General features: G+C 69.3%; 15 protein-coding genes. 2 read left to right on the top strand and 13 right to left on the bottom strand.

Going from position 1 to position 23,094, the window contains the following annotated elements; all coding sequences use genetic code 11:
- Positions 1–12: 12 nt before the first annotated feature.
- The 4 genes from AC1RAA_RS00705 to AC1RAA_RS00690 are packed head-to-tail and all read right to left on the bottom strand — an operon-like array spanning position 13 to position 3,691.
- Positions 13–429 (bottom strand): MaoC family dehydratase, encoded by a 417-nt coding sequence (locus AC1RAA_RS00705; RefSeq protein WP_307636904.1) that lies wholly within the window; start codon positions 427–429, stop codon positions 13–15.
- A 14-nt stretch (positions 430–443) separates the two neighbouring features.
- Entirely contained in the window at positions 444–884 is a 441-nt protein-coding gene (locus AC1RAA_RS00700; protein WP_159277442.1) for a MaoC family dehydratase N-terminal domain-containing protein, read from the bottom strand.
- 11 nt (positions 885–895) lie between these two features.
- Positions 896–2,080: a lipid-transfer protein gene (locus AC1RAA_RS00695; RefSeq protein ID WP_492725915.1), complete on the bottom strand. Its 1,185-nt coding sequence runs from the start codon at positions 2,078–2,080 to the stop codon at positions 896–898.
- A 51-nt stretch (positions 2,081–2,131) separates the two neighbouring features.
- Entirely contained in the window at positions 2,132–3,691 is a 1,560-nt protein-coding gene (locus tag AC1RAA_RS00690) for a long-chain-fatty-acid--CoA ligase (protein ID WP_492725913.1), read from the bottom strand.
- A 139-nt stretch (positions 3,692–3,830) separates the two neighbouring features.
- On the opposite strand from AC1RAA_RS00690, the gene AC1RAA_RS00685 reads away from it, so the two are divergent.
- Positions 3,831–4,877 (top strand): AraC family transcriptional regulator, encoded by a 1,047-nt coding sequence (locus tag AC1RAA_RS00685; RefSeq protein WP_492725911.1) that lies wholly within the window; start codon positions 3,831–3,833, stop codon positions 4,875–4,877.
- Between the two features lie 10 nt (positions 4,878–4,887).
- Here the strand turns inward: AC1RAA_RS00685 and AC1RAA_RS00680 are convergent, their stop codons facing one another.
- Complete coding sequence (locus tag AC1RAA_RS00680) at positions 4,888–11,646, bottom strand: autotransporter-associated beta strand repeat-containing protein (protein ID WP_492725909.1); 6,759 nt, start codon at positions 11,644–11,646, stop codon at positions 4,888–4,890.
- 185 nt (positions 11,647–11,831) lie between these two features.
- Between AC1RAA_RS00680 and AC1RAA_RS00675 the strand changes: the two genes are divergently transcribed.
- Complete coding sequence (locus AC1RAA_RS00675) at positions 11,832–12,422, top strand: GbsR/MarR family transcriptional regulator (protein ID WP_307694085.1); 591 nt, start codon at positions 11,832–11,834, stop codon at positions 12,420–12,422.
- Between the two features lie 37 nt (positions 12,423–12,459).
- Here the strand turns inward: AC1RAA_RS00675 and cydX are convergent, their stop codons facing one another.
- The 8 genes from cydX to AC1RAA_RS00635 all read right to left on the bottom strand — a co-directional run bounded on the left by cydX (position 12,460) and on the right by AC1RAA_RS00635 (position 23,012).
- The gene (gene cydX / locus AC1RAA_RS00670) at positions 12,460–12,609 is read right to left on the bottom strand and encodes a cytochrome bd-I oxidase subunit CydX (RefSeq protein ID WP_095744810.1); all 150 of its coding nucleotides are present in this window, start codon (positions 12,607–12,609) and stop codon (positions 12,460–12,462) included.
- A gap of 18 nt (positions 12,610–12,627) precedes the next feature.
- A complete protein-coding gene (cydB, locus tag AC1RAA_RS00665; RefSeq protein WP_492725907.1) occupies positions 12,628–13,782 on the bottom strand; it encodes a cytochrome d ubiquinol oxidase subunit II in 1,155 nt (384 codons plus the stop codon).
- Complete coding sequence (locus AC1RAA_RS00660) at positions 13,779–15,398, bottom strand: cytochrome ubiquinol oxidase subunit I (RefSeq protein ID WP_095744809.1); 1,620 nt, start codon at positions 15,396–15,398, stop codon at positions 13,779–13,781. Before AC1RAA_RS00660 ends, cydB begins: the two co-directional genes overlap by 4 nt.
- Before the next feature lie 48 nt (positions 15,399–15,446).
- Entirely contained in the window at positions 15,447–17,159 is a 1,713-nt protein-coding gene (gene cydC / locus AC1RAA_RS00655; protein ID WP_492725905.1) for a thiol reductant ABC exporter subunit CydC, read from the bottom strand.
- Positions 17,156–18,853: a thiol reductant ABC exporter subunit CydD gene (cydD, locus tag AC1RAA_RS00650; protein ID WP_492725902.1), complete on the bottom strand. Its 1,698-nt coding sequence runs from the start codon at positions 18,851–18,853 to the stop codon at positions 17,156–17,158. The genes cydC and cydD overlap by 4 nt, the downstream gene beginning before the upstream one ends.
- Positions 18,854–19,009: 156 nt before the next feature.
- The gene (locus tag AC1RAA_RS00645; RefSeq protein ID WP_062482677.1) at positions 19,010–20,104 is read right to left on the bottom strand and encodes an acyltransferase family protein; all 1,095 of its coding nucleotides are present in this window, start codon (positions 20,102–20,104) and stop codon (positions 19,010–19,012) included.
- Positions 20,105–20,178: 74 nt separating this feature from the next.
- A complete protein-coding gene (locus AC1RAA_RS00640; RefSeq protein ID WP_062482679.1) occupies positions 20,179–21,141 on the bottom strand; it encodes an NAD(P)H-dependent flavin oxidoreductase in 963 nt (320 codons plus the stop codon).
- Between the two features lie 80 nt (positions 21,142–21,221).
- The gene (locus tag AC1RAA_RS00635; protein ID WP_070059450.1) at positions 21,222–23,012 is read right to left on the bottom strand and encodes an acyl-CoA dehydrogenase; all 1,791 of its coding nucleotides are present in this window, start codon (positions 23,010–23,012) and stop codon (positions 21,222–21,224) included.
- Between the last annotated feature and the right edge of the window lie 82 nt (positions 23,013–23,094).

Here is a 23,094-nt window from a genome sequence, read left to right as displayed (position 1 = left end):
TCGTTCAAGGGGTCAGCGCAGCGCCACCAGCGCCTCGCCCGCGATGCGCGTCTGGCCGTGCTGGTTGGCGCTGAGCACTTCCACGCGCACGCAGCGCTCACCGTTGTGTTCCAGCTTCTCGACCACGCGACCGGTGCAGCGCACGGCATGGCCCAGGTGCGTGATGCCCTGGAAGCGCACGTCGAAGCGGCGCAGCTGCGCCTGCGGCACCCACTGCGTGAGCAGCCGGCCGAGCCAGGCCATGCCCAGCATGCCCTGCGCGAACACGTCAGGCATGCCGGCCTTGCGCGCGAAGTCGGTGTCGATGTGGATCGGGTTGTGGTCGCCCGAGGCGCCCGCGAAGAGCGCGAGCGTGGTGCGGTTCACCGGCGGGAGTTGCAGCGCGGGAAGTTCGTCGCCGACCTGGACGGTGTCGTAGCGGAGGGTCATCGCTCGTTCTTTCTTCAGTGGCGGCAGACGATCACCGTGCGCAGCTCGGCCACGAGTTCGTCGCGCTGGTTGGTGGCGCGCGAGGTCTTCACGACGAATTCGAGCGCGCCGTTCTTCTTGTCGTAGATGTCACTGATGGTGGAGCGCACCGTCACCGTGTCGCCCACGCAGGCGGGGTGGTGGTAGCTGAAGCTCTGCTCGCCGTGCAGCAGCTTCGACAACGGAATCTGCAGGTCGGTCAGCAGCCGGTCCGAGGCGCCCGAGTCCAGCTCGGCCGCGAACAGGAAGGTCGGCGGCGCCGGCAGATCGGGGTAGCCCGCATCGCGCGCGGCGGCGGCATCGGTGTAGACCGGGTCGGTCTCGCCGATGGCCTTGGCGAAGAATTGCAGCCGGCTGCGCTCGATGGGCAGCACCGACGCGGGCAGCTCGTGGCCGATCCATTTCTTGTCGATCATCTGCGCTGCCCTCAGACGCGTTCGTACAGCGTGACCACGCAGGCGCCGCCCAACCCGAGGTTGTGCTGCAGCGCCATCCGCGCGCCTTCGACCTGGCGCTTGTCCGCCGTGCCGCGCAGCTGCTGGACCAGCTCCGTGCATTGCGCAAGACCCGTGGCGCCCAGCGGATGGCCCTTCGACAGCAGGCCGCCCGAGGGGTTGGTGACGACCTTGCCACCGTAGGTGTTGTCGCCATCGACCACGAACTTTTCCGCGCCACCCACCGGGCACAGGCCCAGCGCCTCGTAGCTGATGAGCTCGTTGTGCGCAAAGCAGTCGTGCAGCTCGACCACGTCGATGTCCTGCGGGCCGACACCGGCCGCGTCGTACACCTTCTGCGCGGCTTCCTGCGCCATGCTGAAGCCGACCACCTCGCGCATGTCGCGCGCCTCGAAGGTGATGGCGCGGTCGGTGGTCATGGCCTGGGCCTTGATGCGCACGCGGCGGTCCAGCCCGTGGCGTTCGGCGAAGCGCGGCGAACAGACGATGGCCGCGGCCGCGCCGCAGGTGGGCGGGCAGGCCATGAGCCGCGTCATCACGCCGGGCCACATGACGGGCGCGGCCATCACCTCGTCTTCGGTGACGACAGTGCGAAACAGCGCCACCGGGTTGTTCGATGCATGGCGGCTGGCCTTGGCGCGGATCTTCGCGAAGGTCGACATCTGCGTGCCGTACTGCTGCATGTGGGCCAGGCCCGCGCCGCCGAAGTAGCGCAGCGCCAACGGCACCTGCTCGTTGCCGACCAGCTCGTCGGTGATCGATTCGAAGTGGTCGAACGGGCTCGGGCGGTCGTTGAACACCGCGCCCAGCGCGCCGGGGCTCATGTGCTCGAAGCCCAGCGCCAGCACGCAGTCAGCCGCGCCGCTGGCCACGGCCTGGCGCGCGAGGAACAGCGCGGTCGAGCCGGTGGAGCAGTTGTTGTTGACGTTGACGACCGGAATGCCGGTCATGCCCACTTCGTACAGCGCGCGCTGGCCGGCGGTGGAGTCGCCGTACACATAGCCGACGTAAGCCTGCTGCACCAGCTCGTAGCCGATGCCGGCGTCTTTCAAGGCCGCGTTGGTCGCGTGCGCGGCCATCTGCGGGTAGGGCTGGTTCGCGCCCGGCTTGGTGAAGGGGATCATGCCGACACCGACGACGTAGACATCCTGGCTCATGAGAGGCTCCTGAAATGAATGAATGGGAAGGAAGAGAGAGTTCGAAAACCGTCAGGCTACGCTTCGTTGGCGCCCTTGCCAAAACGGTTCGCGCAGGCGGGTCTTGAGCACCTTGCCCGCACCCGACAGCGGCAGCGCCTCGACCACCGCCACGCTGCGCGGGCATTTGTAGTTGGCGATCAGCGCCTTGCAGTGCGCAATGAGCGCGTCGGCCGCCAGCTGCTGGCCCGGCTTGAGCACGAGCACCGCATGCACGGCCTCGCCCCACTCCTCGCTGGGAATGCCGATGACCGCGCAGGCCGCCACGGCCGGGTGCTGGTTGATGGCGTTCTCGACCTCGGCCGAATAGATGTTCTCGCCGCCGCTGATGATCATGTCCTTCAGGCGGTCGACCACGAAGATGTAGCCGTCGTCGTCCATGTACGCGCCGTCGCCCGTGTGCATCCAGCCGCCGCGCACGGCCGCGGCCGTCTGCGCAGGCTGGTTCCAGTAGCCCTGCATCACGTTGGGGCCGCGCACCGCGACCTCGCCCACGGTGCCGCGCGGCACCTCGAGGCCCTCGCCGTCGACGATGCGCACCTCGGTGCAGTAGCTGGCACGGCCGGCCGAGCGCAGCTTGCCCCGCCGCTGGCCTTCGGCCGTGTGGTTGCGCGCCGGGTTGACGGTGGCCAGCGGCGACAGCTCGGTCATGCCGTAGGCCTGCACGAAGTCCACGCCCGGGAAAGCCGCCATCGCGCGGGTCAGCACCGCCTCCGAGATCGGCGAGGCGCCGTAGGTGATGCACTTCAGGCTGGTCAGGTCGCGCGGCTCGCGCATCGCGGGATGGTCGACCAGCATCTGGATCATGGTGGGCACCAGCAGCGCGTGCGTGACGCGGTCCTGCTCGATGGCGTTCAGCACCGCTTCAGGGCTGAAGGCCGGAATGATCGCGTGCGTGTTGCCCTCGAGCCAGTGCGGCGCGGCCAGGCCCATGTCGGCCAGATGGAACATCGGCGCGGCATGCAGGTAGCAGCCCTCGGGCGCGGCCAGGCCTTCGGCATGCAGGGCCAGCCCCGAGCTGCCCATGTTGGTGTGGCTCAGCATCACTCCCTTGGGAAAACCCGTGGTGCCGCCGGTGTAGAAGATGCCCGCCAGGTCGTCGTCGCAACGGCCGGCGTCGGGCACGGGCGAGGCGGCCTCCAGCAACGCCTCGTAGCCGAGCATGCCGGGCGGCGTCGGGCCGTCGCCGCAGTAGATCACCTCGCGCAGGCTGCTCGCCTGCCCGCGCATCTGCTCGACCACTGCGCGGAAGGTGTCATCCACCAGCAGCAGCGAAGAGCCGGAGTCTTCGAGCGAATACAGGATTTCGGCCGCCGACCAGCGGATGTTGCAGGGGTTGAGCACACCGCCGCCCCAGGGCACGGCCATCTGGTATTCGAGGTAGCGCGCCGAGTTGAGCGCCAGCATGGCGACGCGGTCACCCGCCTGCATGCCGAGCCCCTGCAGGGCGCCCGCCAGGCGCGCGACGCGCTCGGCATACGCACGAAAGCTCAGGGTGCGGCCGGAAGCGCGCACGGCGATCCGGTCGGGGTGCTGCTGCACGCTGCGGTGCAGCGACTGGGTCTGGTACATGGCGGTTGTCTCCGTTCGGTTCTTGTGTACGCGCATGGTAGAAACCGCGCCGTGCCGCGGCGATTGCGCTTCGCATCGCCCGCATGGCAGAAAACCTCAATCGACACCCGCGCCGCCGTCAGGTCTGATCCGCTCACGCATGCTGCAACCGCCTGTCACCATCCCGATCGTGTTCGTCCAGGGCATGCTCTCGGGCGTGCGCGCGCGCGGCGACAACGCGCCCATCTGCATCGACACCGCGCTGCAGGACGCCGGCATCGCCCCCGCCCTGCTCGACGCACCGGGGGCGCGCGTCACGGCCGAGCAGTACGTGGCGCTGTTCGCGCTGCTGATGGAGCGGCTGGACGACGAGGCCCTGTGCTTCCTGTCGCGCCGCCTGCGCTGCGGCAGCTTCGCGCTCATGACCCGCGCCACGATGGGTGCCCCCACGCTCGAAGTGGCGCTGCGGCGCGTGGCCCGCACCTTCAGCCTGCTGCAAGACGACCTCGAGATGGTGCTGCTGCACGAAGGGCCGCTTGCGGGCTTCGGCCTGCGGGTGCAGGGCATGCCGAGCGCGCCGCTGAATTTCCTGCACGAGCTGATGCTGCGCGTGTACTGGCGGCTCTTTGCCTGGCTGCACGGCGGCCGACTGACGGCGCGCCGCTTCGACTTCGGCTTCGAGCAGCCGCCCTACGCGGCGCGCTACAACAAGGTGTTTCCCGCGCCGCTGCAGTTCGGCCAGCCGCTGTCGGCCGTGTGGTTCGACGCCAGCGCGCTGGCCACGCCGATCCACCGCGACGCGCGGGCCATGCGCGACTTCCTGGCCGCCGCGCCGGCCCACGTGATCCTGCCGCCGCTGGGCGAGCTGGCCGTGAGCGCGCGCGTGCGCACCGTGCTGCAGCAGCACCGCCCGGCCTGGGCCGACCTGGCCACGGCCGCGCGCAGCCTGCACATGTCGGTGAGCACCCTGCAGCGCCACCTGGCGACCGAGGGCACCTCGTTCCAGTCGCTCAAGGACCAGCTGCGGCGCGACGTGGCCATCGTGCGCCTGAACACCAGCACCGTGCCGCTGGCGGCGCTGGCCGAGGAGCTGGGCTTTTCGGACAGCGCGGCGTTCCAGCGCGCCTTCAAGACCTGGACCGGCGGGGCGCCGGGGTCGTATCGAAGGCGACCCAATCCGGAGCCGGACTCGGACCCCGAGGCTTGAAGCTACCCGCCTACCACTTGACTCGCACGCCGAGCGATCCGTTGACCGAGCTCTTCACCTTGGCATCGCCGCCCGACGACCACAGCTTGCCGACTTCACCGTACAGGCTGGTCGCCTGGCTCAACGCCAGCGTGAAGCCGCCTGCGAGTTCGGTGCTGGTGCCGCCGGTCGGTGCCGCAATGTCGGTCGTGGTCGCGCCGTTCACGAAGCGCGCGATGTCGGTGCCGCTCGAGGTCTTGTAGACGTTGACGCGGCCGTAGGGCTGCAGCACGCCCAGGCCGGTGTCGATCTGGCCCTTGACCCGCACGCCCGCGCGGGCGATCCAGCCGCTGTCGGCCTGCGGCTGCGCGATGGCACCGGCGATGGTCGAGTTGCCCAGGTCCATGTGGTGGTGGATCAGCTGCAGCTGCGGCTCGATGCGCCAACCGCTGCCGCCGATCGCAAAGGACTGACCCACTTCGATCGAGCCCAGCAGGCTGTTCCCCTTGCCGCCCACGCCCGCGCCGAGCATCGGCTCGACCGTGTAGCGGTGGCGGCCCGACTGCATCACGGCGTCGGCATAGAAGCCGCTGTCGGCGGTGTAGGTGCCGTACACGCCGACGTACTGGCTGCGCAGGTCGTTGCGGCCCACCGCGAGGTGGCGGATGCCGCTGGCAAAGCCGCTCACGCGCGCATCGCCGTCGAGCTGGCCGACGTACAGGCCGGCGCGCCAGTTCGGCGTGGCGAGCAGGTCGGTGCCGGCCTGGAAGCCGGTGAGGCGCCCCTTGCTGGTGGGAGAGACGGTGCCGCCTTGCTGGATGTCGATGTCGGTGGAGAGCACGCGGGCCCAGGCGCGGCGGTCCGATCCCGTCGGCGTGCTCGCGGCGCCCTTCACATCGTCGTCGCCCACGCGCTTGCGCACATCGCCCAGCATCGCGAGGTTGCCCTGGCGCAGCTGGCTCGGCAGTGCGGCGTAGAGCGCAGCCTCCGGTCGGTAAGTGACGACGGGCAGGCCCACCGGTTGGCCCGGCGCCACCGCGTCGGTGGTGGAGCGCAGGTACCAGCTCTCGCCTGCGCCCTTCGCATCGGCGGCATGCAGGCGGTACTCGTAGGCGCCTGCGTCGACATGGCCACCGGCCAGCGAGAAGGCGTCCTTCGTGGTCTGTGCGGTGCTGGTCGCGCCGTTCTGTGCAGTGATGACCTCGATGCCGTTGCCGCTCGTGAGTGCGCCCAGGCCGCCGAGGTTGCTGATCTGCACCTGGGTCTTGCCGCTGGCGACGGCAGTGGGGCCATCGAGCACGAGGCGGTCGGAGGGACCGGTGCCGTTAAGCGTCGTGCTCAGCTTGAGCACGCCGTTGTTGCCAACGTAGGCGCCCTTGACGGTCAGCGTCGTACCTGCGGTCACAGCGGCCAGCGACACGGTGCCGCTGTTCGTCAGCGACGCGACGGTCTGATTGAAGCCCGCGAGATCGAGCGTGGCGCCTGCGGCCACGCTGTGGGCCGAAGCAGCGCTCAGCGTGTTCGCCGCACCGGCCTTCAACGTGCCCTGCGCCACGTTCGTCGCACCGGTGTAGGTGTTGGCGCCCGACAGCGTCAGCGTGCCCGTGCCCTGCTTGGTGATGAAGCCACCTCCGCTGATCGCACCGCTCAGCGTGCCGCTGAATGCCCCGGTGTCGATGACCGGGTCGTTGTTGCCCGTCAGCTTGATGGTGTTGGCGATCGTCAGGCCGTTCGCGCTGAAGCCCAGCGTGGTGTCGTCGTCCATCGACAGCGTGCCGGTGCCCAGCGCCTGGCTGTGGCCCACGTTCAGGCGACCCTGGCGCAAGGCGGTCCCGCCGGTGTGCGTGTTCTCGCCCGACAACGTGAGCGTGCCCGTGCCGACCTTGACGAGCGAGCCACCGACGCCGGAGATCACGCCCGAGATTTCGGTGTCGGTGTTGAGAGCGCCCGTTGTCAACGCCTTGGCGCCAAGCAGCACGCGGCCCGCCCCTTCCAATGCGCCGATGCTCGTACCGGCAGCCGCGAGTCGGGCGATGCGAACCGTGCCGCCCGCCTTGTTCACCACGCGCGCCTGAGCGGCCGTCGCGTCGTGCTGCATGTCCAACGTGCCGCGGTCCTCGTTGACGATCGTCGCCTGCCCGGCCGAGCCCTTGTCCCAGAGGTTGGTCCAGCCGCCGGCGAAGTTGGTGATGTGGGCCTTGCCTGCGGTGGCGTCGAACGAGACCGTGACCTGGCCACCCCGGTTCTCGATGGTGGCGTTGCCCGCTGTCGCGTTGCCGCGGAATTCGATCGAGCCGGTGGCGCCCGCGACGAGCATCGCGTTGCCAGCCGAGGCGTTGTCCTGGAACTGGACGAAGCCGCCGCTGGCCTGCGGAACATTGCCCGCCGTGATCTGCAGGCTTTCCGCCTGCGCACTGCCGCTGAAAAACAAGCCAGCGCCGCCGCTCACCGACACCGGGCCGGTTCCGACCGCGCCGGTGGCGCCCACGTTCAAACTGCCGCCATCGACCTGCGTGCCACCCTTGTAGCTGTTGGCCGCGGTGAGCAGCAGTTCGCCGCCGCCGATCTTGCGCAGGCTGCCCGCGCCACTCATCGTGCCTGCGAAGCTGCCGCTGGCCACCTGGTCGAAGACCACCCGGGCGTCGTTGACGATGGTGCCGCGCAGGCTGGTGGTGTCGCCCTGCAGCGTGCCGGCGCGCACGAGCGTTCCTCCGGCGTAGGTGTTGGCGCCCTGGAGGACCAGCGTGCCCAGGTCGTCCTTCGTGAGGCCGCCCGCGCCGGTCAGCACCGACGCGATGGTGGCCTGCATCTGCGCCCCCGAGGCCGTGCCGTCGCCGACCTTGATGACCGTGTTGGCGTTGCCCAGCGTCAGCGCGTCGCCGGTGACGAGATAGCCGCTGGTGGAGAACTGCGCGCCATCGATGCTGATCGCGCCGCCCGTGTTGTCCACCCGGACCGTGCCGGCCGCGCCGCCGAACAGCGCGAACTGGTTCTGCTGCCAGCCGGTGTTGGTCTTGCCGTTGGCGCCGGTCCAGCTGTCGGACGGGTCGTTGAGGGTGGAGTTGCCGATGCGCCAGGTGCCGGAGCCGCCGCCGATCTTGCCGTCGTTGTACTGGGTGGCGTCACCGCCCGCGCCGTCCCAGAAGCCGAGCGACACGCCCTTGCTGTTGATCAGGTTGATCTCGCCGAGCACCGACGACTGCACGTACAGGTCGCCCGTAGCCGTTCCCGCGGGCGCTGTGCCGATGTTCAGGCCGTTGTCGATCAGCGAACCGGTGTAGCTGATCAGGCGGTACAGCCCGGGCCCGAAGGTGCCGCCGGGCGCCTCCGCCACGTTGAGCGTGCCGTCGAGCACGAGGCCGCCGTTGACCTTGACGAGGTCGTTGAGCGGGCCGCCCGCCACGCCCGCCTGGCCCAGCTCGTAGTTCAGGAAGGCGCCGGGATCGAAGCGCAGCATGCCGGTGGTCAGCGTGCCGAGGTTGCTGCCCGGTGCGAGCGTCGCGCCGTTGGCGATGGTGACCTGGCCGGCGATGGTGCCGCCGCCGCTGAGCGTGGCGCCGCTCTTGACCTGCACCGTGCTCGTGCCCGTGGCGCTGCCGGTGGTGTTGTTCACGCGCAGCGTGCCGGCGTTGACCTCGGTCGCACCGGTGTAGGTGCTGGCGCCCGTCAGTTCCAGCACACCCGTGCCGTTCTTGGACAGGGTGCCGGAGCCGCTGATGACGCCTGCGTAGCTCAGCTCGCCCGCGCGGTCGAAGACCAGGTCGCCGTCGTTGCTGATGTTCCCCGCGATGCTGCCGGTGGTGCCACCCGCGCCGATCTGCAGGATGTTGCCCGCCACGACGGTGGTGATGCCCGTGAAGGTGTTGTCGCCGGTCAGAGTCAGCTTGCGCGCGCCCTTCTGCAGAAGGCTGCCGGAGCCGCTGATGTTGCCGGCGAAGGTGGTGTCGGCGCTGCGGTTGAACACCAGCGCGGCGTTGTTGTCGATGTGGCCGACGATGCTGCCGCTGTCGCGGATCTCCAGGGTGCCGCTGTCGATGGTCGTGCCGCCGGTGTGCGTGGCGTTGCCGGTGTAGACCAGCGCGCCCGCGCCGGTCTTCGTCACGTTGCCGCTGCCGGTGATGTCGCCCGCGAAAGCCGCATCGTTCGATCGGTTGAAGACCAGTGACGCGTTGTTGGTGACGTTGCCGGTGATGCTGCCGACAGTGCCGCCATTGCCGATCTGCAGGGTGCCGCCGTCGATGGTGGTGCCACCGGCGTGCGTGGCGCTGCCGGTGTAGACCAGCGTGCCCGTGCCGGTCTTCGTCACGCTGCCGACGCCGCTGATGTTGCCCGCGAAAGCGGTGCCGTTGGCGCGGTTGAAGACCAGCGCCGCGTGGTTGGTGACGTCGCCGGTGATGCTGCCGTTGTTGCCGCCGCTGCCGATCTGCAAGGTACCCGCGCTGACCGTCGTGCCGCCGGTGTAGGTGTTCGAGCCCGAGAGCGTCAAGGTGCCCGAGCCCTCCTTGACCAGCGAGCCCGTGCCGTCGATGCTGCCTGCAAACGTGGTGCTGGCGTTGGCCGACCCGACGGTCAGGGTGGCGCTGCCCAGTTGAACGGTGCCTGCGGTGCCCGACAGGCTCGATGCACGCAGGTTGAAGCTGCCCAGGTCCAGCACGCCGCCAAGCACGGTGTACGCCGTGTTCTGCGACAGGGCCGATGCGGCGCCGGAGCGCAGCGTGCCGCCGCGAACGGTGGTGCCGCCCTGGTAGGTGTTGTTGCCCGAGAGCGTGACCGCGCCGGTGCCCCATTTCGTCACGTCGCCCGCGCCGCTGATGGCGCCGGAGAAGGTGCTGCTGTCGGTGCGGTCGAAAGCCAGCGTGCCGTTGTTGACCACGTTGCCGATGAGGCTGCCGCCGTCGCCGATCTGCAGCGTCCCCGCGCTGATGGTCGTGCCGCCGGTGTAGGTGCTGGCGCCCGTCAGGGTCAGCGTGCCCGCCGTCGTCTTCACGAGTTGGCCCGTGCCGGTGATCGCACCGGAGAACGCGCCGGACTCTACCGTCGTGGTCTGGGTCGGGCCGTTGCCGGTCTGGGTGTTCAGCGTTCCGGCGCCCTGCAGGTTGCGGAGGGTGACATTAGAGCCGTTCAGGTCGAGCGTGGCGCCGGTGTCCACCGTGGTGGAAGCCACGTTGGACAAGAAGAACCCAAGGAAAAAGACGTCTGCCGCCTGCAGCGTGCCGCCGGCCACGACGATCGCGGCATCCGAAAAGAGGCTGCCTCCGCCGCCGCCACTCAGACGGATGGTGCCGTTTTCGGCGGCGCTGCCAAAGACGACAGTCGCCCCAGCGCCCAGGTTCAGGGCACCGCCGATACCGAACGCCTGGCCACTGGCGGCAGCCACTGTGCTTCGCTGACCGCCGGCGAAGTCCAGGCGGTTGGTCAGGTGGAGACTCGAGGTGGCGGTCAGCTTGCCGCCGTCGAGCGTGACCGTACCGGCGCCGAGCGCGCCGGCCGTGCCGATCTGCAGCGTGGTGCCTGTCTTGATCGTGGTTCCGCCGGCGTACGTGTTGGGACCGCCCAGCGCCAGCGTGCCGCCGCCGTCGGCCGTGAGACTGCCGGGGCCGGAGATGACGCCGTTCATGGCCAGATGCGCAGGCATTGGGCCGGTGCCGTCGACGGTGACCGTGAGGTCGCCCGTGGGCAGGAACGCGCCTGTCAGCGTCCACCGGCTGCCGCTGGCGGCCTGGATGCTCGAGAAGCCCTGGAACGCGTCGTCCTCGATGTTCGTACCTTCCAGGCGCAGCGTGTTGCCCGTGCCCTGGGCGACCACGCTGCCGTTGAGCACCGAGCCTGCCTGGAGCGTGAGCGAGTTGTTGCTGCCGCCCAGCTGGAGCGAATTGGCGCGGGTCAGTCCGTCGCCTGAAACGCCACCGGAAATGATGCCGCTGTTGACGATGGTGAGATTGCTGCCGACGATGCCCGCGCCGCCCTGCGCATACGCACCCAGTTGCGTGCCGCCCTGCGCGCCGCCTTCACCGTTGCCGCCGGCACCGCCATAGACCGTCACGTTCACAATCGGATGGGTTCCTCGGGCGGCCAGGCCCTTGCCGCCGTTGCCGCCCGCGATTGAGCCGGCGTTGGTGATCGTCACGCCGCCCACAGGCACCACCAGCACGCCTGCGCCGCCGCCGCCGCCAGTCCCCTTCAGGGACGAAGTGCCTGTGAACGCATCGCCGCCGTTGCCGCCATCGCCGCCGAGGAGCACCCCCGTCGTCTTGACTTCGAACGATTGGGTGGCGAGCACACTGCCACCACCGCCGCCGCCGCCTGCACCGCCAGGGTCTATTGAGCCGGCGTAGCCGCCGGTCCCCCCGTTGCCGCCGTTACCGGCCTTGATCGAGGTGGTGACAGGCGCGGAGCCGGTCTGGGCGGAACCGCCGCCGCCGCCACCACTGCCGTCGAGCCTGTCCGGGTTGTTGCCGCTCGACGCCGCAGCCCCGTTCGTTCCGTTGGCACCGAGGGCGCCCCCGGCGGCACCCGCGGCGGACTGATCGCCCTGCCCCCCATGACCGCCTTCACCGGTCGTGCTGTTGCCCGCCGTGTGCCCCGCGCCATAGCTGCCGTTGATAAGGAAACCCCCTCCGCCCCCATCGCCCCCCGCGAACGACGCCCCGGCCAGCATCAGCAGCGACGCCGCGCCCGCCGCCCGCGCCACCGCCCGGTGGCTCTTCTTGCCGCGGGCGTGGGTGTTCTCGGAAACAGCCACCCAGGCCCCCAACGACGAGTTCCAGAGGCTGCGATGTGCTTTGTTCATGGGAGAAAAACCTTGAAATGGGAGGCCGGATGCACCAAAAATGGGCAAACCGTCAGGAAACGTTTATTTTTGTAAATAATTTGTTTCTCACCCATCACCGAAACTAGTTATTCATGCACCCCGCTGCCTTGCTGGGTTTTCGGAAACTTCCGTACGTCCAGCAATCCGGCGCGACAATCCGCCGCATGGCTTCCGCACCCGACCTCCCTCCCCTCAACCGCCAGTTCGTCGCCCACTTCGGCGAGATGGGCAGCAAGTGGGGCATCAACCGCACCGTCGGCCAGATCTACGCGCTGATCTTCCTGTCGGAGCGCGCGCTCAATGCCGACGAGATCGCCGAGATGCTGGAGTTCTCGCGCTCCAATGTGAGCATGGGCCTGAAGGAGCTGCAGGCCTGGCGCCTCGTGCACCTGCGCCACCACGCGGGCGACCGGCGCGAGTACTTCGAGGCGCCGAAGGACGTGTGGGAAATCTTCCGCGTGCTGGCCGAGGAGCGCCGGCGCCGCGAGATCGAGCCCACGCTCTCGATGCTGCGCAACGCGCTGCTCGAATCGCCCACCAGCGACGCCGAGCGCCACGCGCAGGCCCGCATGCGCGAGATGCACGACCTGATTGACCGGCTGATGAAGTGGTTCGACGACGTGCAGCGCCTGGCGCCCGAAACTGCCATGCAGCTCATGGGCATGGGCGCGACGGTGACGAAGGTGCTGACGCTCAAGGACCGCCTCACGGGCGGTGCGTCGAAGAAGAGCAAGGGCCCCGCGGGCGACAGCTGAGTCGCCGCGGGGCTGATGAACGGCTATCCGCTGCGCGTCAGAGCCGTTCCTGCCCCTGCGGGGCTTCCGGCGTGCCGAGCTTTTCCTTGCGGATGGCCTCGTCGTCCATCAGCTCGTACCACATGGCGTTGAGCACGGCGAAGGCGGCGGCCAGCGGCAGGCCGAGGATCCAGGCGAAGTACCACATGTCTTTTTCCTTCCCGTTTCAGTAGGCGTGTCCGCTCTCGTCGCGGATGGCTTGCTCGTCGACCTTGCCCCACAGCACGTGGTAGACCCAGGTGGTGTAGGCCACGATGATCGGGATGAAGATCGCGGTGACCACCAGCATGATGAACAGCGTCAGGTGGCTCGACGACGAATCCCACACCGTGAGGCTGGCGCGCGGGTCGATCGACGACGGCAGGATGAACGGGAACATCGACGCGCCCACGCTGAGGATGATGCCGGCGATGCCCAGCGCCGCGGCCAGCAGCGCCAGCCCCGGCCGGCGCAGCACCAGCCCGAGCAATGCGCCCAGCGTGCCGACGAAGCCCGCTGCCGGCGCAGCGATGGTCCAGGGGTGCGCCGCGTAGTTGCCCATCCAGGCGCCGGCATGCAGCTCGACGGTCTTGAGCATCGGGTTCGACGGGCCCACCGCGTCGACCACGCTGCTGATGCGAAAGCCCCCGATGCCCATGGCCAGCCACACGCCGGCCAGCGCATAGAACACGAGCGTGAGCACCGCCGCGACCATGCCGTAGCTGCGCGCACGCTCGGCCACCGGCCCGGCGGTCTTGAGCAGCAGCCAGGCCGCGCCGTGCATCACCAGCATCGCCACCGACACCAGCCCGCAGAGGATGGCGAAGGGGTTCAGCAGGCCGAAGAAGCTGCCGTCGTAGAAGATGTGCATGTCGGCGCCGAAGCGGAACGGCACGCCCTGCAGCACGTTGCCCACTGCCACGCCGCAGATCAGCGCGGGCACGAAGCCGCTGAAGAACAGCACGCCGTCCCAGCGCGCGCGCCACTGCGGCGACTCGCGCTTGCTACGGAACTTGAAGGCCACCGGCCGCAAGATCAGCGCCGACAGGATCACGAACATTGCCAGGTAGAAGCCCGAGAACGACACGGCGTACAGCTGCGGCCAGGCCGCAAAGACGGCGCCGCCGCCCAGGATGAGCCACACCTGGTTGCCCTCCCACACCGGGCCCACGCTGTTGATGACCACGCGCCGTTCGATGTCGTTGCGCGCGGCAAAGGGCAGCAGCATGCCGGCGCCCAGGTCGAAGCCGTCGGTCACCGCGAAGCCGACCAGCAGCACGCCGATCAGCAGCCACCAGATGAAGCGCAGGGTGTCGTAGTCGAGGAGTGTGTGGAGGATCATGCGGCGCTCCCGGTCGAGGCAGAAGAGGAAGACGTGGCGGCACGCGCCGGCGGAATGTGCGAGCGCGCATCGCCCTCGGTGGGCGCATGCTCGACCTCGGGGCCCTTGCGGATGGCCTTGAGCATCAGCTTCATCTCAATGATGAGCAGCGTGGTGTAGATCGCGATGAAACCCGCGAGCGTGATCAGCAGCGTCGTCACGCCCAGGTTCGACACGGCCACCGCGGTCGGCAGCACGCCCTCGATCACCCAGGGCTGGCGGCCGAACTCCGCCACCAGCCAGCCGGATTCAATGGCGATCCACGGCAGCGGAATCGCCCACACCGCGACCTTCAGCAGCCAGCGGTGGCGGTCGAGCGCGCGGCGCGCCGACAGCACGAAGAAGGTGCCCGTCAGCAGGATCAGCAGCATGCCGATGCCCACCATCACGCGGAACAGCCAGAACAGCGGCGCCACCTGCGGCACGGTGTCCCATGCGGCCTTGGCGATCTGTTCGTCGGTGGCCTGGCGCGGGTCGTCCACGTAGCGCTTGAGCAGCAGCGCGTAGCCCATGTTGATGCCGTTGTCCTCGAAGTCGCCGCGCACGCCCTGCGTGACCTTGTCGGTGCCGCCGGCCTCGCGGATCTTCTGCAGCGCGTCGTAGGCCTTCAGGCCCTCGCGAATGCGGGCCTCGGCGCGCTTCACGAGCTCGTCGATGCCGGGCATCACGGTGTTGAGCGAACGCGTGCCGATGAGGCCCATCACCGCCGGGATGTGAATGGCGTAGTGCGTCTCGCGCGCCTTCTGGTCGGGGAAGCCGATCACGGTGAAGGCGGCGGGCGCGGGCTGCGTCTCCCACATGCCTTCGATGGCGGCCAGCTTCATCTTCTGGTGTTCGCCCGAAAGGTAACCGCTCTCGTCGCCGAGCACCGCCACCGACAGCGCAGCGGCCAGGCCGAACGATGCGGCCACGGTCATCGAGCGCTTGGCCAGTTCGATGTGGCGACCCTTGAGCAGGTACCACGCCGACACGCCGAGCACGAACACCGCGGCACACACATAGCCGGCCGACACGGTGTGCACGAACTTGGCCTGCGCCACCGGGTTGGTCAGCACGGCGGCGAAGTCGGTCACTTCCATGCGCATGGTCGCGGGGTTGAAGGCCGCGCCGACGGGGTTCTGCATCCAGCCGTTGGCGATGAGGATCCACAGCGCCGAGAAGTTGGAGCCGATGGCCACGGCCCAGGTGGCCGTGAGGTGGCCCACCTTCGAGAGCTTGTCCCAGCCGAAGAAGAACAGGCCCACGAAGGTCGCTTCCATGAAGAAGGCCATGAGCCCTTCGATGGCCAGCGGCGCACCGAAGATGTCGCCGACGTAGTGGCTGTAGTAGCTCCAGTTCATGCCGAACTGGAACTCCATCACGATGCCGGTGGCCACGCCCATCGCGAAGTTGATGCCGAACAGCACGCCCCAGAACTTGGTCATGTCGCGCCAGATGACGCGCCCGGTCATCACGTAAACCGTCTCCATGATGGCCAGGATGATCGACAGTCCGAGCGTGAGCGGCACGAACAGGAAGTGGTACAGCGCCGTCACGGCGAACTGCAGGCGCGAGAGCGCGACGATGTCAAGGTCCATGGGGGCTTCCTTTATGTGTTCTGTTCGTTCGGTCGGTACGGGCTCGGGTCAATCGGGGCGCAGGCTGCGCAGTGCGGCCTCGAAGGCATCGGCGCCACGGCGCAGGTCGGCGACGATGCGGCCCTGCGCCATGCACACGAGGCGGTCGGCCAGCGCGGCTTCGCGGCGCAGGTGCGTGGCGATCAGCAAGGTGCGCGGGCCGGCCTCTTGCGCCAGGCGCTGCAGCACGTCGTGCGCGGTGGCGGCGTCGAGCGCCTCGGTCGGTTCGTCGAGCAGCCACAGCGGCACGGGCCGCAGCAGCAGCCGCGCGAGCGCGAGCCGGCGCGACTGCCCGCCCGAGAGGCCGAGGCCGCCTTCGCCCAGGCGCGTGTCGAGGCCGGTGGCCAGCGCGCGCACATCGGCATCGAGGCCGGCGGCGTGCAGCACGGTCCACAGGCGCTCGTCGCTGGCTTGGGGATCAGCAAGGCGCAGGTTGTCGCGCAGGCTGTCCTGGAAGAGTTCGGTGCGCTGGGTCAGCAGGCAGGCCGGTTGCGCCTGCACCTGGCCGGCGCGTGGCGTGAGGTCGCCGGCGATCACGGAAAGCAGCGTGGACTTGCCCGCGCCGCTGGCGCCGACCAGTGCGACGCGCTCGCCCGCGTTCAGGTGCAGCGACACGCCGCCGAGCACTTCGACGAGGCTGCCGGGGTGCATGACGGTGAGCTGGTCGACTTGCACGGCCGCCGTCTGCATGGTGCGAGAGAGGCGCGCGCCCTCTTCCACTGAAGGGTCCAGCCGTGGCGCTAGCCGGCGCACGGCCAGCCAGGTGCGCCCCGCATCGAGCGCGCCACGCCGCAGCGCGGCGAACGGTTCGGTGGCGGTGAGTGCGATCAGCAACGCGAGCGCCGCGCCGGGGGCGCCGATGACGCCTTCGCTCACCAGCGCGCCCACGGCCAGCAGCACGCCGACCAGCGTCAGCGTGCCCGCGCTGCCGTAGGCGAAGCCGGCCGCGGCTTCGAGCTTGTTCAGCGCGAGGTCGGCCTGCGCGAGGTGGGCGTCGGCATTCATCAGCGCCGCGCGCTGGGCGTCGAGCCGGCCGGCCATTGCGAGGTCGGCCTGGCCTGCGACCAGGTCGACAGCCCGCGCGCGCAGCGCTTCCACGGCATGGGCGCGCTGCCGCGCCGGCTGCCGCGCACGCCGCGCGATGAGGAACGCCAGCCCCCAGCCGATGGCACAGAGCCAGAGCGCGATCGCTACGCCCATCCCGACGTGCATGAAGCCGAGCACGATGCCCGCCAACAGCGCGGCGCCCAACGCCGCAGCGGCAGGCACGAACAGGCGCAGGTAGAGCGACTCGAGCGCGTCGATGTCGGACGTGAGGCGGAACAGCAGCCGCGCCGGGCGCATGAGCAGGTCGCGCGCAGCCTCGGGGCGTGCCCAGCCGCGGAACAGCCGCACGCGCAGTTCGGCAAGCACGGCGAAAGTGGCGTCGTGCGTGACCAGCCGCTCGCCGTAGCGCGACCCCGTGCGCCCGAGCGCCAGCAGCCGGATGCCGGCCGAGGGCATGAAGACATCGAAGGTGAAGGCCGTGGCCGCATGCAGGCCCGCGAGCGCGGTCGCGGTGATGAACCAGCCTGACAGGCCCAGCAGCGCCATGCCCGCGAGCACCGTGACAGCGGCCAGCAGGCAGCCCAGCAGCAAGGCGCGCGGCTGCGTCGCGAGGAAGGGACGCAGCACGAGGCGCAGGTCGCGCCAGCGGGGGGAACGGGTGGCGTGGCGGCTCATGCGGCCTTCTCCACCAGCGGCTCGGGGCCGAGGCTCACCGTGCGGTCCATGCGCGCGGCCAGCACCGGATCGTGAGTCGAGACGATCAGCGTCCGGCCACGGGCGAGTGCCACCAGCGCATCGGCCACGCGCGCGGCGGTGGCGGTGTCCAGGTGGGCCGTGGGCTCGTCGGCCAGGATCAGGTCGGCATGCGGATGCACCGCGACGCGCGCCAGCGCCAGCCGCACGGCCTCGCCGCCCGACAGGCCGCTGCCGCCCTCGCCCAGCGCGGTGCCGGGATGGGCCTGCGCCACGTCCTCGAGCGCCGCGAAACGCATCGCCTCGGCCACCTCGGGCGCGCCGATGTCGGCACGGCCCAGTGCCACGTTGGCTTCGACCGATCCGGCGAAGACGTGGGGCTTCTGCCCCATCCACGCCGTGCGCTGGCGCAATGTGGCGGCCGTGTGTTCGGTGAGCGGCACACCGCCGATGGCGATCTCGCCACGCGTGGCCGGCATCAGCCCGGCCAGCAGCGAGAGCAGCGCGGTCTTGCCCGATCCGCTGGGGCCGGCCAGCGCGACATGCTCGCCGGCGCCGATGCGCAATTCATAGCCGTCGAAGAGCGGCGTCGACTCGCCGGGCCAGGAGAAATGCAGTCCGTGGACCGTCACCGCAGGCGCAGCCCCTGCCCCAGCAGCGCCGGTCGCTGCGCGCGTGACCGCGACACCCGCGCCGGGCAATGGCAGCGCGCCGCCTTGCAGGTCGTCGAGCGCCTGCAGCGCCGCCTCGCCCGCCGCGCGGTCGTGCCAGACCGCCGACAGCTCGCGCAGCGGCTCGAAGAAGGCCGGCGCCAGCAACAGCACGAACAGGCCTTCGCCCAAGCTGAGCTGCTGGCCCCAGGCACCGAAACCGAGCGAGCCCAGCAGGTGGAAACCGACGTAGACCGCGACCAGCGCCACGCCCAGCGCGGAGAACAGCTCCAGCACGGCGGACGACAGGAACGCGATGCGCAGCACCGCCATCGTGCGCTGGCGCAGCGACTGGGCGGAGGCGCCGAGCCGGTCGGCCGTGGTATCGACCGCATCGAGCGCGCGCAGCGTGGCCAGGCCGCGCAGGCGGTCGAGCAGGAAGGCGTTCATGCCGCCCATCTCGACCATCTGCGCCTCGCTGGCCGCCTTGGCGCGCCAGCCGACGATGGCCATGAAGATCGGGATCAGCGGCGCCGCCACCAGCAGCACCAGTGCCGCGGCCCACGAGAACCAGGCCACTGCGGCGAGCAGGAAGAGCGGCACCACCGTCGCACGCCAGCGCGCGGGTTGGTAGCGCACGAGGTACGGCACCAGCGCCTCGGCCTGTTCGGCGAGCACGCTGGCCGCAAGGCCCGAGGGCGCGCGTTCGCGGTCGAGCGGCGAACTGGCCGCCAATACGGACGCTGTCTGCGCGCGCAAGGCCGTCAATTGCGCCCGCGCGCGCCCGAAGGTGCGGCGCACGCCCCAGGCTTCGCAGCCCGCGCGCAGCAGGCCGAGAAAGAGGATGCCCACCGCCGGCCACAGCACGGCCGCCATGCCCTCGCCGTTGGCCAGACCCTGGACTGCCATCGCCAGCAGCGCCGCCTGCAGCAACCAAGCGAGCGCCGCGACGCCTTGCACCACGCTGCCGATGTCGGGCGACGTGAAAGCCTTCAACGGCGATCGTGGCGGCGATGGTTCTGTCATTCCTTGAGTTTGTGTATTTTCAGTATTTACTGAAAGATTCACAATCATACACAACAGGGGCAGTTCGCGCAGACTGCCCGCTCTGAAGCCCGAAGGCAACAGATTTGCAAAGGAATGGGAAGAAAAAGGGCCGCACCGCAGCGGGTGCGGCGCGCTTCAGTACGACACGATGAGGCCGCTGACGAGCAATGCGGCAAAAAGTGTGCAGACGCTGCGCAGCGAGGCCGGGCGGGCTTCGACCCCGCGGTACAGCAGCACCGCGGCGCCCACCGAGAGGCCGAAGGTCGCGACCATGCCCAGCAGGTCGACCCATGGCCCATGCGGCCCCAGGCCCGCCACCAGCGCGTTCACGGCGAGCAGCACCGGGAAATGGATCAGGAACAGCGAGTACGAAATGCGCCCCAACTGCTGCAGCGGCACGGCCGCCGCGGGCCAGTGCGCGGGCGACAGCCACTGCCGGCGCTGCGCCACCGCGATCAACAGCGCGGTCACCAGCGCGATGGCGATGCGGCTGCGCCAGTCGATGGCAAGCGCGCCCGCCCCCACCAGCGCCAGCAGCGCAACGGCGCTGCACCAGGTGCTGGTGCGCGTGGCGCGGCCGACCCAGAAGGCCAGCATGCCGAGCCCGTAGGCGCCGAAGAAATAGAACGCCGTTTCGTCCAGCCGCGCCTGCCGGTTGAACAGCGCGAGCGACGCCACGGCCACGATGAACACCAGCGCCACCGGCGCCCAGCGCGCGGCCGAAGTGGGTTGTCGCAGCACGGCGGGCAGCCCGACCAGTGCGAGCGCCAGTGCGAACAGCTGGAAGTCGATGGCCACATACCAGACACCGGTCGACAACGACTCGTAGTTCAGCAGGTCCTGCAGCAGCAGGCCGTGCGCCAGCAGCTGACCGAGGCTCGGCTCGGCCGGCACCACCTCTTCACCCAGCCATGGCCGCGCCACCTCGGCCACCAGCACGCAGACCGTGAGCGCCGCCAGGTACGGCATGACGAGCCGGCCATAGCGCTGGAAGATCCGCGAGAGCGGCCGGTCCACGCGCAGCACGCCGTCGGGCGCCAGGCTCGCCGTGGCCAGGAAGCCGGCGATCACGAGAAAGACCTGCACCGCGAGCCGGCCGTCGTTCGCCAGCCAGCCGAAGAAGTCGGGCGCCAGCACCTGCGCGCCGGCCGGCATCGGGCCGTAGCGCGCGAGGTGGTGCCCGACGATCAGCGCACAGGCCAGGCCCTTGACCACGTCGAGCAGCGGCATGCGCCCCTGCCGCGCGGGCACAACCCCGCCGCCACCGCTCGCAGCGGAGGTCGATGCCGGTGCGTGCGAACTGTTCAAAGTGCCAATCGCTGTCGTGCTTCCTGGTATTCGCGCTTGAGCTTCTCGATGAAGGCACCCGCGCTCGCCACTTCGGTGATCGCGCCGATACCCTGGCCCGAGCCCCAGATGTCTTTCCAGGCCTTGGCCTTGCTGCCTTCGCCGCCGCCGAAGTTCATGGTCGTCACGTCGCCTTCGGGCAGGTTGGCCGGGTCCATGCCGGCCTTGACGATGCTGGGCGCCAGGTAGTTGCCGTGCACGCCGGTGAACAGGCTCGAATAGACGATGTCGTCCGAGTTGCCGTCCACGATGGCCTGCTTGTACTCCTCGCTCGCGCGCGCTTCTTCGGTCGCGATGAAGGCGGTGCCGATGTAGGCGAAGTCGGCGCCCATGGCCTGCGCCGCGAGCACCGCGCCGCCGGAGGCGATGGAGCCCGACAGCGCGATCGGGCCGTCGAACCACTGGCGGATTTCCTGCACCAGCGCGAACGGGCTCTTCACGCCCGCATGGCCGCCGGCACCGGCCGCCACGGCGATGATGCCGTCGGCGCCCTTCTCGATCGCCTTCTGCGCGAACTTGTTGTTGATGATGTCGTGCAAGGTCACGCCGCCGTAGCTGTGCACCGCGTCGTTCACGTCGGTGCGCGCGCCCAGCGAGGTGATCACGATCGGCACCTTGTACTTCACGACCATCTCCATGTCGTGCTCCAGGCGGTCATTGCTCTTGTGCACGATCTGGTTGATGGCGAAGGGCGCGGCCGGCTTGTCCGGGTTGGCCTTGTTGTAGGCCGCTAGCTCCTCGGTGATCTCGATCAGCCACTCTTCGAGCTGGGCGGCCGGGCGGGCGTTGAGCGCCGGCATCGAGCCGACCACGCCGGCCTTGCATTGCGCGATCACGAGCTTGGGGTTGCTGATGATGAACAGCGGCGAGCCGATGATCGGCAGCGGGAGGTTCGCGAGAACAGAAGGCAGCTTGGACATGTCGTCTCCGGGAAGGGGTTCGGTTTTATAAGAGCAAGGGGCCGCTGCCGCCCGTCAGATCGGCGACAGCGGCGGGTGCGTCAGAACGCTTCGAGCGCCAGCGCCGTGACGCTCTCGGCACCTTCGACGATGCTGTCGCGGATGCCCGGCACCTTGTTCAGGATGTGCTCGGCGTAGAAGCGCGCGGTGGCAATCTTGGCCTGCATGAAGGCGACGTCGACGTTGTGCGAGGCCTGGTCCTGCGCCACGATCAGCGAACGCGCCAGCTGCCAGCCGGCCACGAGGTTGCCCGCGAGCATGAGGTACGGCACGCTGCCCGAGAACACGGCGTTCGGCGAGGCCTTGGTCTGGCCGGCGACGAAGTCGACCACGTCGATGAAGGCCAGGCGCGCGGCGGTCAGGCGCTTGAGGACGGCTGCGGCCGCGGCGCTGTCGCTCTTAGCGAGTTCGGCCTCGGTCTTCTCGATCTGCGCGGCGATCGCCTTGGCCGTTTGACCGCCGTCGCGTGCGGTCTTCCGGCCCACGAGGTCGTTGGCCTGGATCGCGGTGGTGCCTTCGTAGATCGTGAGGATCTTCGCGTCGCGGTAGTACTGCGCCGCGCCGGTCTCCTCGATGAAGCCCATGCCGCCGTGCACCTGCACGCCCAGCGAGGTCACTTCGAGGCTCATCTCGGTGCTGTAGCCCTTCACGAGCGGCACCATGAATTCGTAGAAGGCCTGGTTCTGCTTGCGCGCATCCGCATCGGGATGGTGGTGCGCGGCGTCGTAGGCGGCGGCGGCCACCGAGGCCATCGCGCGGCAGCCTTCGGTGTAGGCGCGCATCGTCATCAGCATGCGCTTCACGTCCGGGTGGTGAATGATGGGCGCGCTGGCGTTGATGGAGCCATCGACCGGGCGGCTCTGCACGCGGTCCTTGGCGTAGGCCACGGCGTGCTGGTAGGCGCGCTCGGCGATCGCGATGCCCTGCATGCCCACGGCGTAGCGGGCCGAGTTCATCATGATGAACATGTACTCCAGGCCGCGGTTCTCCTGGCCCACGAGGTAACCGACGGCGCCGCCGTGGTCGCCGTACTGCAGCACGGCGGTGGGCGAGGCCTTGATGCCCATCTTGTGCTCGATGCTCACGCAGTGCACGTCGTTGCGTGCGCCCAGCGAACCGTCGGCATTGACCATGAACTTCGGCACCACGAACAGGCTGATGCCCTTCACGCCCTCGGGCGCGCCGCTCACGCGGGCCAACACGAGGTGCACGATGTTCTCGGCCATGTCGTGCTCACCGTAGGTGATGAAGATCTTGGTGCCGAACACCTTGTAGGTGCCGTCGGGCTGCGGCTCGGCGCGGCTGCGCACCATGGCCAGGTCGCTGCCGGCCTGCGGCTCGGTGAGGTTCATCGTGCCGGTCCACTGGCCGCTCACGAGCTTCTCGAGGTACACGGCCTTGAGCTCGTCGGAGCCGGCGGTGAGCAACGCCTCGATGGCGCCGTCGCTCAGCAGCGGGCACAGCGCGAAGCTCATGTTGGCCGAGTTGAGCATTTCGCCGCAGGCCGCACCGATGGTCTTGGGCAGGCCCTGGCCGCCGAAGTCCGCCGGATGCTGCAGGCCCTGCCAGCCGCCCGACACGTACTGCGCGAAGGCGTCCTTGAAGCCCTTGCTGGTGGTGACTTCGCCGTCCTTGAACGACGAGGGGTTGCGGTCGCCTTCGACGTTCAGCGGCGCCACCACGTCCTGGTTGAAGCGCGCGCACTCTTCGAGCACGGCCTGTGCGGTTTCGAGGCCGGCGTCTTCGAAGCCGGGCAGCTTGGCGATCTCGCCGATGTTGGCCAGGTGTTCGATGTCGAACAGCATGTCCTTGAGGGGGGCGGTGTAGCTCATGTCTTCTCTCCAGGGGCCGCGGTGGGAGCGGCAGATGTAAAAAAGGCATCGCGAACGATGCCTTCTGGCTCAATGCGTTGAA

It is taken from the genome of Variovorax sp. GW823-FHT04F07, from assembly GCF_058795995.1.
Note: the sequence above shows the minus strand (reverse complement) of the source record. Positions and strands in the feature narration are given on the sequence as shown.